Origin of the sequence: Rhodococcus sp. OK519 (genome assembly GCF_003051005.1) — a bacterium.
In the GTDB taxonomy this organism is placed as follows: domain Bacteria; phylum Actinomycetota; class Actinomycetes; order Mycobacteriales; family Mycobacteriaceae; genus Prescottella.
In genome coordinates this window covers 62693-75090 of record NZ_QAOW01000006.1, presented here as the reverse complement: position 1 = coordinate 75090, position 12398 = coordinate 62693, and the positions used below count along the sequence as shown (strand labels likewise).

Here is a 12398-nt window from a genome sequence, read left to right as displayed (position 1 = left end):
CGTGCCGGTCCCGTCGGTCAGCACAGCGGCGGAGTACTCGCCCGACGCAGACTTCACCGGCTTCGATGCGGTGGCAGATGCTGTGGTGGTGGACGACTCCGGCGGGGTAGTCGTGGCGGTTGCGGCCTCTTTCTCGGTGGTGGTCGCGTTCGTCTCGGATGTCGTTGTGCCGGTGGATGTGGTTCCCGACGTCGTCGTGCCGGTCGTCGTCGAGCTGGTGGTTCCGGTAGTGGTGCTCGGAGCCGTCGTGGTGGAGCTCTTTCCGACCGTGGTCGGTTCCGTGGTTGCCGGAGTCTCCGACGGTGGAGCGCCCATCCGCAATGCCTGGACTTCGGTGCCGTTCGCGGCGGAGATCGAGGAGGTATCGCCGTTGCACTCGACGCTGTTGGTGGTGGGCTGCTTCAGTTTCGAACCACGCCAGTCCGTCGACTGTTCTCCGGCCGGATTGACGGTGTAGATTCGCGCGACGTACTCCCATCCGGTATGGATGCCGACTTCGCTGTCGTCGATCTCGTACGTGAACTGGGTTCCTGCGGAGGCAGTTCCGGGATCGATAACGTTGCTGGTGTGTGACACGTTCCCGTTCAGTTGGTAGACGATCACCCGATACTTGAACGGGGTCCCGATGTGCGGCCACTTCAATCGGGCATTGCGAAACCCGGGAGAACCGGTGGTATCGCAACCCGACGACGCGACCGCCGGCAGCAGCTTCGCCGCACTCGACATCGAACTATTGGCCATTGCGCTATCCGTGAAAGCGGCCGAGGTGTCGGAGAACTGCGCCAAGCCCACGACGACTGCAGGCACGGTCGCGAGTGCCAACACGGTCCGCGGCGAGGGGCGCCGGAAACGTCGCCCGACCCGGGTGTGAATCGACCCGATCCACTCGGCGGTGCGCGTCTTGTGATTCCCCCCGACAGGAATCCCCTTCTGATCGGTCATCTACGAAGCTCGTTTCTGCGGCGTCCCGGATGGTTCCCGGGTGTGGAGAATTGGTCGCGGAGCAGCCGATGCGCGCCCGCATCACCGGGCTCATACCCCCGCAAGGGCCCGTGGTTTACATGCGTATGTGTCGCTGCTGGGTCGAGTCCCCCGACACGACCGTGTCCCCGCCGCGAATTCAAAACTTGCGATTGATATTGAACACCATCAATCGGCAATTCGCCGTCATTCTGATCGAATGTCCAATTCGAATCAGGAAGGCGTCCCGCCCGGCGGAATCGAGCCGTATCGAGGCCGTCACTTTCACTCGACCCCACCCCGCGGAGCGGGATACTCGACCCAGGAGGTGCTGCCGTGGGCGAGTTGAGCGTGCAGGGCGATCGAGTGCTGCTGCGATTGTCCCGGTTCGAGCGGACCGCCGGACTGCACGGGGACGTCACCGTCCCGATCGAGCACGTGTCCGACGTCGACGTGGTCGCCGACCCGTTCGCCAACATCCGCGGTATGCGGGCGCCGGGCCTCGGGATTCCCCGACGTCTGCGCATCGGAACGTGGCGCGGCGGGAGTGTGCGCACGTTCGTCGTCGCGCGGTCCGGGGTCCCGGCGGTCCGGGTACGCACCGTCGGTAGGGCTTCGGGCGCGGAGTTCGACGAACTGATCGTCACGACCCCCGATGCGATCGACGTTTCGCGTCGAATTCGGGATGCGCGGGGCTCCGGGCGACCGGGAGTGTCCGAACGCGACGTGACGTTCCGGTCGGAAGACGGGACGGTCCTCGCCGGTACCCTCACCGTTCCGGCAGGTGCCGAGGCGGGTCCTGTGGCCGTGATCCTCTCCGGGTCTGGGGAGATGAACCGCGACGGCGATCATGCGAAGCTGCCGATCGGGTTGAGCCGCGCGCTCGCCGAGGCGCTGGCCCGCAACGGCATTGCGTCGCTGCGCTACGACAAGCGGGGCGTCCCGAGGTCGGGCGGGGGCTATCTGTCTGCCGGAATGTCGGACAACCTCGCCGACGCGGCAGCGGCCGTCGAATGGCTCCGGACAACAGGCGGATTCGCGCGGAACGCGGTGGCCGTGATCGGGCACAGCGAGGGAGCCTGCCTGGCCGCGGCGCTGGGCGCCGATCGGGAGGTGGATCCGGCCGCGGTGGTGCTGCTCGCGTGTCCCGCGGTGACCGGTCGCGAGGTGCTGCTGTGGCAGTCCGGCAAGGCGGTGGACGGATTGCCCGGTCCGGCCCGGGCCGCCCTGCGGCTGGTGCGGGTGGACGTGAAAGCCAAGCAGCGCAAGGCACTCGACAAGCTCTACCGGACGACGGACGATACGGCGCGGATGGGTCTTCGCCGAATCAACGCCCGCTGGCTCCGGGAGTTTCTCGACTTCGACCCCAAACCGATACTGCAGGAGAATAGTTCACCGGTCCTGGCGATCACCGGCGCCAAGGACCTGCAGGTGGACCCGGATGATCTGTCGCGCATCGCGGAACTGGTTCCGACCGAGGTCGACACGGTCCGAGTCCCCGACCTGACGCACCTGGTGCGCCGGGATCCCGGCGCGCCGTCCTTGCGGAACTACCGGAGGTTGGTGCGCGAACCGGTGGACGCCGAGGTGCTGTCGCTGGTGGCCGACTGGACCGCCGGCCACCTGCGACGCGTCTGAAACCGGTTGTGTCAGCGAACGACGACGCCGTCGTCGTCGCTGTAGACCGTCTCGCCAGGGTTGAAGGTGACGCCGCCGAAGGAGACGGGCACGTTCTTCTCGCCGGAGCCGGTCTGGGTGCTCTTGCGCGGGTTGGTGCCCAGCGCCTTGATACCGATATCGAGGGTGCGCAGGATCGCCGAGTCGCGGACCGCGCCGTTGACGATGACGCCGGCCCAGCCGTTGGAGACGCCACGCCCGGCGATGATGTCGCCGACGAGTGCGGTGTGGACGCTCGCATCACCGTCGACGACGAGGACACCGCCGTTGCCCGGCTCGCTGAGGGTCTGCTTGACCAGCAGGTTGTCCTGGAAGCACTTGATGGTGGTGATCGGGCCGGAGAAGACGGCGCGGGTACCGAACTGGATGAACTGGGTGTCGCAGCTGCGAATGTCGGGACCGATCTCGTCGGCCAGATCGGCGGTCGCTACCTGCTCACTCATGGTTTCTTCCCTTCGTCGGTTCGCCCGTTCACCATAGTTGACTGGCCGGTAACTTGGCTCGGTCAACCGCGTCCGTGCCGCCGCTCGTAGTCGTCGCGAACGTGGTCGGCGCGCCGCTGCGCCTTCTCGGCCACCAGCTCGGGATCGAGTCCGTGGCTCTGCAGGCGATGCCGGCGGTACACCTGCATCAACGCGATCGCGAAGTACACGAGGGGGATGAAGAGCAGCGCCATCATCGCCAGCGGAATCCAGATCGGACCGGGAATGAGCAGGAAGAGCGCGAGAACCGGCAGCACCGGCACCGTGAACCGGATCAGGTACCGCGCGGACGCTCCGGGGCCGACGAGGTCCTTGCGGACCCAGTCCTGCAGTGAGTCCGGCAGTGTCCGACCGAACTGGTAGCCCACGTATTGCCCGAACGTGGGGCGCGAAGGTGCCGACATGGGTCCAGCGTAGAACCGGTGGAACCGGGTGCGACCGGCCCCCGGTCACTGCGTCGCCAGCGCCACCCGCGCCAGGTCGACGTCCCCCGCCGGCGACCCCTCGATGGCAAGCTCGAAACGGACCGAATGCACCGTGCCTGAGATCCGGCTGTCCCGTGTGTACTCCGTTGTCACCGGCACACCGTGGCTGCGCCCGATGGTCAGTAGGCCCGTGCCGCCGATGTAGAACGCGGTCGAGTTCTCGATTCGTCCGTGGCCGACCGGTTCGCCGTCCACGAACAGGCGGAGCACCGCCCCCTTGCCCATCCCACCGCCGTCGTAGATCGACTCCAGGCGGATCGCGTGCGTGCCGGCCGCCAGCACCGCATCACTGCGGACGTGCCACGAATGCAGGTCTGCCACGTTGTGGCAGTAAGCGAGCCGGCCCTCGTGCAGGTGGAGAGACCAACCGCCGTCGGCCCGCGCGCCCTGGGCCACCAGCGCCCCGCTGCTGCCCGCGGCGTCGAGCGTCACCTGCACGGTGATCGTGTGGGACCGGTTGAGCACCTTCACCGCGGCGTCCGGCAGGAGCGGCGGCATCGTGCCCGGATAGGTCACCACCCGCGCCGGGTCACGGGCGGGAACGCCCTCACGCATGCGCTGCATCCGACCGTTGTCCAGCAGCACCTGGTTGCCCACCGCCTCGAGCTCGAAGAGCCGCTGCAACTCGGCCAGTTTGCCGGGGAGTTCCTCTGCCATGTCCCGCGCTTCGGTCCAGTCGACGTTGGTGTCGTAGAGCTCCCAGACGTCGTCCTCGAACGGCATATCCGCCGACGCCGCCTGCATGGGGACGCGATGCGCGGTGCACGCGACCCACCCCTCGTGATAGATGCCGCGGTTACCGAACACCTCGAAGTACTGGGTTGTGCGGCGGTCGTTCGCGACCGCGTCGTCGAAACTGTAGAGCATCGAGACACCGTCCAGCGGTTGTTGTTCCACGCCACCCACCACCTCGGGTGCCGGAATACCCGCGGCCTCGAGAATCGTCGGCGCGATGTCGGACACGAAGTGCCATTGTGGGCGGATCCCGCCTTTCGCCGCGACCCCGTCCGGCCAGTGCACGATCAGCGGGTTTCGGGTACCGCCATAGTGCGACGCCACCTGTTTGACCCATTGGTACGGCGTGTCCATGGCCAGTGCCCATCCGAAGGGATACTGAGGAGCCGTTGTGGGGGAACCTAATTCGTCCGCCAGCTCGACGATGCGGACGGAACTGTCGCGCAACCCGTTGAACAGGATGCCCTCGTTGGCGGTGCCCTGCACACCGCCCTCGGCCGACGCACCGTTGTCACCGAGGATGTAGAAGATCAGGGTGTCGTCGAGCAGTTCCAGGCGCTCCAACGCGTCGACGACCCGGCCCACCTGGGCATCGGTGTGTTCGGCGAAGCCCGCATACAGCTCCATCAGCAGCTCCGCTGCGCGGCGGTCTTCCTCGCTCAGCGTGTCCCATTCGGGCACGAGGTCGAGCCACGCCGTCATCTCGCCGTCCTCCGGGACCACCCCGAGTTCCTTCTGTCGGGCCAGCGTGATGTCGCGTTGCCGGTTCCACCCGTGGGCGAACAGCCCGGAATACTTGTCGCGCCACTGTTTCGGGACCTGCAGCGGGGAGTGGGTGGCCCCGAGCGCCAGATACGCGAAGAACGGCTTGCCCGGCGCCACCGACTGCTGGCAGGTCATCCAGTCGATCACCCTGTCGGCGAGGTCCTCGGAGAGGTGGTAACCCTCCTCGGGAGTGCTCGGGCAGTCGATCGGGGTCACCCCGTCGTACAGGGCCGGGTGGTACTGGTCCGTGGAACCGCCGAGGAATCCGTAGAAGCGTTCGAAGCCCTCGCCCGTCGGCCAGCGATCGAACGGTCCGGCAGGCCCGGTCTCCCCGCCGGGAGTCTGATGCCACTTCCCGAACGCGGCGGTGTTGTACCCGTTGTCCTTCAGGATCGTTGCGACGGTCGCGGCGCTGTCCGGGCGGATACAGTTGTATCCGGGGTCGGAGCTGACGAAATTGGTAACCGTGCCGAATCCCACCGCATGGGGGTTACGTCCGGTCAGCAGTGATGCCCGCGTCGGTGAGCACAGGGCGGTCGTGTGGAATCGGTTGAACCGCAATCCGCCGGCGGCCAATCGTTCGGCTGTGGGCATGTCGATCGGCCCGCCGAAGGCGGAGGACGCGCCGAACCCCATGTCGTCGACGAGAACCACGAGCACGTTCGGTGCGGCAGGGCATCTCGGCGCTCTCAACTCTGTCATCTCGGTTTCCTCTCGGGCCGGTTCACGGGGGCGTCACTGCCGCCGGTGGAGTCCGCCGAGCAAGAATTCGACGGACTCCACTGTTGCACCGCAACAACTTTCTCGACGTCTCTACCGGATTCCGGGGCGTCTCGGTCGTGGAGCGCGAGTCAGGGCACAGGTAGTGCCGGCGAATCGGATCGGGCGAGACTCTGTCCGGACGCGACACCACCGGTGGCCGGGGTGCGTCCGTGCCGCATGGCGAGTGTCACGAGGGCGGCGACGACGGCGGCGGCAGCACAGATCAGATAGGCGTAGTGGTAGCCCTGCATCGACGGGATGGGTTGGCCGGTATTCGGATTGACCACCAGCACGTAGCTGCCGACGAGCGCTCCGAGGAAGGCGCTGGAAAGTGCACCGGAGACCTGCTCCGAGGTGAATTTCATCGAGCCGGTGACCGCCTGGGTGTCGGCAGGCACCGCTTCGATGAGCAGGTTCTGGGAGGCCGAGTAGAAGCAGCCGCCGGCGATACCCATGAAGACAGCGAGCAGGATGGTCGTTCCGAGGCCGGTGACCGTGCCGAAGCCGATCAGGAGGGAACCGAGGAAGGCACCGATCATGCCGACCAGCATCGCGAGCCGAGGCGAGTGCTTGCGTGAGACCCAACCCGCGAGCAGACCGCAGGCGGCGGATGCCAGACCACTGGGCAGGCCGTAGTGGAGGGCGTATCCGATGGCGGACAGGCCCAGCCCGGACTCGTCGTTGCCGGGAATGGACGGCGCCCGCAGCATCTGGGGCAGAAGTGCACCGTTCGCCCCGTTGACGACGCCGTACGCGGCGGCGATCAGCAGGGTCATCCACACGCCGGGGCGGCCCAGGAGCGAGATGGAGATCAGCGGTTGCGCGATCCGGCGTTCGGCGAGGAAGAAGACGACGAGCAGGATCACACCGACGAGGATCGCCACACCGCGCACGTCCTCGTTGTTGGCGCCCAGGATGAGGGCACTCGCACCCAGGCCGAGCAGGGCCGCGCCGACGTAGTCGATCCGGTGGGCGAGCCGGACGGTGGTCTCGGGGACGAGGATCGCGATCGCGACGAGGACGATCGCCGAGTACACGAACAGGAACCAGAAGGCGCTGCGGAAACCGAAGGTCTCGATGAGCCATCCGCCGAGAAGGGGGCCGATGAGTGCCGATGCACCGATACCCACGCCGACGCCACCGACGCCGAGCGGGACCCATCGGGACGGAATGAGGTCACGGATCAATCCGTAGCAAACGACGGAGGAGGCGAGGCCGCAGGCCTGCAGCCCGCGGCCGGCGAGGAACAGTGGGTAGGCAGTGGCCGTTGCGCACAGGACCGTGCCCACCAGGAACGTGGTTCCGGCGGACAACAGAACCTTCTTCTTGCCGTACACGTCGGCGAGCTTGCCGATGATGGGAACGACCACGCCACCGACCAGCAGCGGGATGGTCATCACCAGTGTGATGCGGTTCGTCTCGAAGGCGAGTGCCATGTCGGTGAGTCCCGGAGCCACGAGTGTGAACTCGAAGGCGACGATCTCGGTCATCAGCGCGATAAGCACGATGATCAGGATCGATTGTCCTTTGGAACGGGATTCGGTATCCGAGGACTTCTGGTTGGGGGAGGGATGCGTGAACTCGGCCATGGCCGAACAACTCCAATCTGTGTGGAGGAGATCCAGCTCGGTGGGGGACCGGGGGCGACGTTTCTGCGACGAACCGCGGACCGTGAACTACCGAAAGCATTGAGGGACAGAACTATCTGTTCTGCGTCGGGCACCCGTTCGAGTCGAACGAACGTTGGACCGACCAATGCGGTGGACAGTAGCAAGCCGGTGTTGCGCAGGGAAGGGTTTGCGGGCAGTGACCCACTCAGCGGGAGGTTTCGTCGTGTCCGGCTCGGAATGCCGATCAGCCACGCACGTCGGTGGGCGCCTCGAGTAGGACGGAAACGGCCTCGACCAGAGCGGAAACGGTCAGATCGGCTGCAGTGGAATCGATCTGCCGGTTGTCCAACCGGTACTCGAGGTCGGCCAGTGTGCGAATCGTGAGTACCTGGACCATTCTGAGTCGCTCTTCGCGGACCCCGGGGCCGATCCCGTCCATGAGTTCCGACATCTGCCTGACCACCTCGCGTGAGCCGCTGCCGTGCCGGTCGTCGAACGGCTCGAAGTCGCGTCCACGGCCCAGGTACCTATCGAGAAATCGTGCGTAACAGGATGATCCGTTGGCAGCGACAACGGTGGTGGCCAGTGGGAGAACGTACGCGCCTGCCAGCTCCCGGGAGTCGGGTACGTCGAGTTCCGCGATCATGCGGTGGCGTGCCGCGTTGAGCGGGAGTAGCCGCAGATCGTAGAGGGCTTGGATGAGTCCGCTCTTGTCGCCGAAGTGGTATTGGACGGCCGAATTGTTGCGCTGTCCGGCGCGTTCGCCGATCTGGCGCATAGACACGTGCTCGACCCCGCGTTCGGCGAACAGGCGTTCTGCGGCGAGCAGGATCTTCGTGCGGACATCCTCGGTCATGTGAGTCATTGTGCCCGAGTGCGTCTCGAGCCTTGACGGGGACAGGCGCAGCACCTAGCCTCCGTTAAGACGCTTCGTCTTAGAAGAGAGTGTGTGATGCCCCGATCTGCACTGAAGGCACGACCCCTGACCCACGCCCTCGGGGCGGAGGTCACCGGTGTCGACCTGTCCCGCCCACTGGAACCCGCCGTGGTGAAGGAGGTCCGGGACCACTTCCACGAACACCAGGTGCTGTTCTTCCGCGATCAGCACATCGACGATGTCGCGCAACGAGACTTCGCAGCACACTTCGGTCCTCTGCAACGGTTCGCCTTCCTGCAACCGGTGTCGGAGGACGTTCCCGAGGTGCATGCAATCGACATCGACCCCTCCAGGCCCAAGACCGCGAACTCGGACATCTGGCACTCGGACGCGACGTTCCTGCACCGCCCACCGCTGGGGTCACTGTTACGGGCGGTGATACTGCCCGACATCGGCGGAGACACGCTGTGGGCGTCGATGTATGCGGCCTACGACGCACTTTCGTCACGGATGCAGCGTCTGCTCGACGGGATGACCGCAGTTCATGATTCGTCCAATTCGGCGTCGCACGCGAGGAATGCGGCGAACACTGAGTTCGAACCCTCGGTACATCCGGTCGTTCGAACGCATCCGGTCACGGGTCGCAAGGCGCTTTTCGTCAACAAAATCTTCACGACTCGCCTCGAGGGCCTCACCGAACGCGAGAACAGCGCACTTCTGCCGATGCTGACCGAGCACGTCGGATCCCCGGACTTCCAGGTTCGCTTCCGTTGGGAACCTGGATCGATCGCTTTGTGGGACAACAGATGTACGCAGCATTATGCGGTAGCGGACTACGCGCAGCGACGCCGGATGCATCGGGTCGTGATCGACGGTGACGTGCCGGTGTGACCGGCTGTCCGGTCCGGGTCGAGCAGTGATCTCCCCTGAAAGGCTTTCCGTATGACTCTCAACCGTTTCGCGATACCCATCGTTCCCGAGATGGTGCACCCCGCCCCGGCCGTCCACATCCAGGATCAGACGGAGAAGTTCCGTCAGGTCGAGCCGGTGCGTCCCCCGGTAGGCGCCCCGAACGTCCTCCTGGTGATGCTCGACGACGTCGGCTTCGGTGCCTCCTCCACGTTCGGTGGCCCGTGCCGGACCCCAACGGCAGATCGCCTGGCGTCGGAGGGGTTGAAGTACAGCAGGTTCCACACGACCGCGCTGTGCTCGCCGACGCGGGCCGCCACTCTCACGGGGCGAAACCACCACAGTGTCGGGATGGGGAACATCGCCGAGGTCTCGACGTCCTCACCGGGATACAACGGTATGCGGCCGGCGAGCGCCGCCACCGTCGCGAGGGTGCTGCAGGGTAATGGTTACGCGACAGCAGCATTCGGGAAGATGCACCAGACGCCGCCCTGGGAGACCACGGCGGCCGGCCCGTTCGATCACTGGCCGCTGCGCGAGGGTTTCGACAGGTTCTACGGGTTCCTGGGGGCCGAGGCAGACCAGTTCGCGCCGGTACTCCACGACGGTTTCACGATGGTGGACCCGCCTCGGACGGCGGCAGAGGGCTATCACCTCTCCGAAGACCTCGTCGACCAGGCGATCCGGTGGATCGAGGGCGTGGATGCTATGGATCCGGACAAGCCCTGGTTCTGTTATCTGCCGTTCGGTGCCGTCCACGCCCCGCTGCAGATTCCGGACTCGTACCAGGGCCGGTACCGCGGCGAGTTCGACCACGGTTGGGACGCGCAACGCGAGATCACGCTGGCTCGGCAGAAGGAGCTCGGTGTGGTCGCGGAGGACACCGCGCTGGCGCCGTGGACCCCCGGTGTTCCGCACTGGGACACGCTGTCCGACGTCCAGAAGGCGGTTTCGGCACGTTTGATGGAGACGTATGCGGCCTTCCTCGAACACACCGACGACCAGGTCGGACGGATGGTCGGCTACCTCGAGAACCGCGGCATGCTGGACAACACGCTGATCATCTACATGGTCGGTGACAACGGCGCCTCGACCGAGGGCGGCCTCGACGGATCGTTCAACTATCTCGCGACGCTCTGTGGCGCACCGCAGACGCCGGAGGAGATGTTCGAGCGGCTCGACGAGATCGGCACCGAGAACAGCTACGCGCACTACCCGGCCGGGTGGGCGGTCGCCATGGACACCCCGTACCAGTGGGCCAAGCAGGTCGCGTCACACTACGGCGGCACCCGGAACGGTCTGGTGATCCACTGGCCCGACGGGATCGAGGCGCGGGGTGAGGTGCGCAACCAGTGGCACCACTGCGTCGATATCACTCCGACCATCCTTGCGGCGGTCGGTGTGCCCAGCCCGACGACCGTGGACGGTGTGTCGCAACAGCCGATCGAAGGGGTCGCGATGAATTACTCGTTCGACGACGCCGCCGCTGCGGACCAACACGTGACCCAGTACTTCGAGATCTTCGGCAACCGCGGCATCTACGACCGTGGCTGGACCGCGGTGGCGGTGCACCGCAGGCCGTGGGAGTTGATGGCGCCGCCGCCGGACTACGCGGACGACGTCTGGGAGTTGTACGACACCTCGATCGACTGGTCCCAGTCGCGGGACCTGGCGGCACAGTATCCCGAGAAGCTCGCCGAGCTGCAGGAGAAATTCCTGCTCGTGGGCTGCCGATACCAGGTGTTTCCGCTCGACGATCGGACGAACACCCGCAACCTCGACCCGGACACGCGGGCCCCGCACGTGCTGCGCAGTCGCACCGGGCTGACGCTCTATCCGCACATGGACGGGATCGGGGAGAAGGCCGCGCCGCGTGTCTTCAGCTGCTCGTACACGATCACGGCGAAGGTCGAGATCGGCGGCAGCCCCGCGAACGGTGTGCTGGCGAGTATCGGCGGCCGATTCGGCGGATTCGCGCTCTACGTCCTCGACTCGTTTCCCGTCTTCTGCTACAACCTGTTCGGACGGAATCTGACATACGTCAGGTCACCCCAGCCGCTTGCTCGCGGCGAGCGAGAGGTGACGGCGGACTTCGCATACGACGGAGGCAGGCCGGGGAGCGGGGGCACGCTCACCTTGCTGGTCGACGGTGTGCCGGTGGACAAGCAGCGGATCGCGGCCACCTCGCCGTTCCAGTTCAGCCTCAACGAGTGCCTCGACATCGGCGTCAGCCGTGGCACACCGGTCACGGACGAGATCTCGCTCGGCGGTTTCGCGTTCGACGGCCGGCTCCACCATGTCCGGATCGACGTCGAGGGTGCACGTCCGCCGCAGGAACAGCAGGAGCTCGCGCGGATCGCCCGCGCCACCCACTGATTCGAGTAGCTCCACCCACTCGGCTTCGCCGGGTGGGTGGAGGGCCGCGGGGTCCGTCGGGACCTGCTCGACGCGAGCCGGTCAGGTCCGGGCTCGGACGCCCTCCAGGAACACCGACACGACGGAGTCGGCGAGCTGATCGATCCCGAAGTCGCGGGTGGGTGAGAACCAGCGCAACGACAACCAGACGGCGTCGCGGATGAGGCCGTACAGCACCTCGGCCGGCAGATCCGAGCGGAAATCACCCGACGCGATACCCGATTCGATGACCGCCATCCAGGCGTCCTTCGTGGTGCGAGCAGCGTCACGAATCTTGCTATGTGACTTCATCTTACGCAGATACGCGCCGTTGTTCTGGTAGATTTCGGACGCGTGCGGATGCGCCTGGCTGACCCGGAACGACGCCTTGACGAGGTCGTCGAGACGTCCGCGCGGATCGCTCGACGATGCGAGGATAGCCCTGTACTCGTCGACGAGGGCGTCGAGATACCGGGTGACGATCAGTTCGGCTATCGCGTCCTTGGACGGGAAGTAGTGATACAGGCTGCCGGAGAGGATGCCCACGCCGTCGGCAATGTCGCGGACCTTCGTGCCCGCGATGCCCTTCGTGGCGAACAGGCCGGCGGCCTGCTCCATGATCAAGGTGTGGCGCTCCGACCACTCCATGCCTACCTCCGAATCGAAACCGCTTGACGACCAGTGGGATCGTACTGGCGGCGTCAACTTTACCGACTGAATCAAACATTTGCTACATGCGTGG

Annotated in this window: 11 protein-coding genes; 5 read left to right on the top strand and 6 right to left on the bottom strand. The window is 65.9% G+C overall.

The features are described from left to right. Position 1 precedes the first annotated feature (1 nt). The 3 genes from C8K36_RS24580 (at position 2) to C8K36_RS16480 (ending at position 2598) form a co-directional block, all read left to right on the top strand. Positions 2–457, top strand: coding sequence for a hypothetical protein (locus C8K36_RS24580; RefSeq protein WP_146176502.1), 456 nt, complete (start codon positions 2–4; stop codon positions 455–457). A 213-nt stretch (positions 458–670) separates the two neighbouring features. Then, positions 671–871, top strand: a complete 201-nt coding sequence (locus C8K36_RS24575; protein ID WP_146176501.1) for a hypothetical protein — start codon at positions 671–673, stop codon at positions 869–871. A gap of 425 nt (positions 872–1296) precedes the next feature. After that, positions 1297–2598 (top strand): alpha/beta hydrolase, encoded by a 1302-nt coding sequence (locus C8K36_RS16480; protein WP_107985603.1) that lies wholly within the window; start codon positions 1297–1299, stop codon positions 2596–2598. An 11-nt stretch (positions 2599–2609) separates the two neighbouring features. On the opposite strand, the gene rraA is transcribed toward C8K36_RS16480, so the two are convergent. From rraA to C8K36_RS16455, 5 genes are all read right to left on the bottom strand, one after another. Continuing rightward, complete coding sequence (rraA, locus tag C8K36_RS16475) at positions 2610–3080, bottom strand: ribonuclease E activity regulator RraA (RefSeq protein WP_107985602.1); 471 nt, start codon at positions 3078–3080, stop codon at positions 2610–2612. 62 nt (positions 3081–3142) lie between these two features. Then, on the bottom strand, positions 3143–3523 hold the full coding sequence (locus tag C8K36_RS16470) for a DUF5313 family protein (RefSeq protein ID WP_107985601.1): 381 nt from the start codon (positions 3521–3523) through the stop codon (positions 3143–3145). Between the two features lie 45 nt (positions 3524–3568). Beyond that, positions 3569–5806 carry an arylsulfatase gene (locus C8K36_RS16465; protein ID WP_107985600.1) on the bottom strand — a complete coding sequence of 746 codons (2238 nt, stop codon included), beginning with the start codon at positions 5804–5806 and terminating at the stop codon, positions 3569–3571. A 149-nt stretch (positions 5807–5955) separates the two neighbouring features. Further along, entirely contained in the window at positions 5956–7455 is a 1500-nt protein-coding gene (locus C8K36_RS16460) for an MFS transporter (protein WP_107985599.1), read from the bottom strand. Positions 7456–7720: 265 nt separating this feature from the next. Continuing rightward, positions 7721–8332, bottom strand: a complete 612-nt coding sequence (locus tag C8K36_RS16455) for a TetR/AcrR family transcriptional regulator (protein ID WP_181319602.1) — start codon at positions 8330–8332, stop codon at positions 7721–7723. A gap of 96 nt (positions 8333–8428) precedes the next feature. Between C8K36_RS16455 and C8K36_RS16450 the strand changes: the two genes are divergently transcribed. Together C8K36_RS16450 and C8K36_RS16445 are read left to right on the top strand one after the other, a co-directional pair. Then, complete coding sequence (locus C8K36_RS16450) at positions 8429–9244, top strand: TauD/TfdA dioxygenase family protein (protein ID WP_107985597.1); 816 nt, start codon at positions 8429–8431, stop codon at positions 9242–9244. Positions 9245–9295: 51 nt separating this feature from the next. Next, entirely contained in the window at positions 9296–11638 is a 2343-nt protein-coding gene (locus C8K36_RS16445) for an arylsulfatase (RefSeq protein ID WP_107985596.1), read from the top strand. An 81-nt stretch (positions 11639–11719) separates the two neighbouring features. Here the strand turns inward: C8K36_RS16445 and C8K36_RS16440 are convergent, their stop codons facing one another. Continuing rightward, positions 11720–12304: a TetR/AcrR family transcriptional regulator gene (locus C8K36_RS16440; RefSeq protein ID WP_107985595.1), complete on the bottom strand. Its 585-nt coding sequence runs from the start codon at positions 12302–12304 to the stop codon at positions 11720–11722. Positions 12305–12398: the final 94 nt, after the last annotated feature.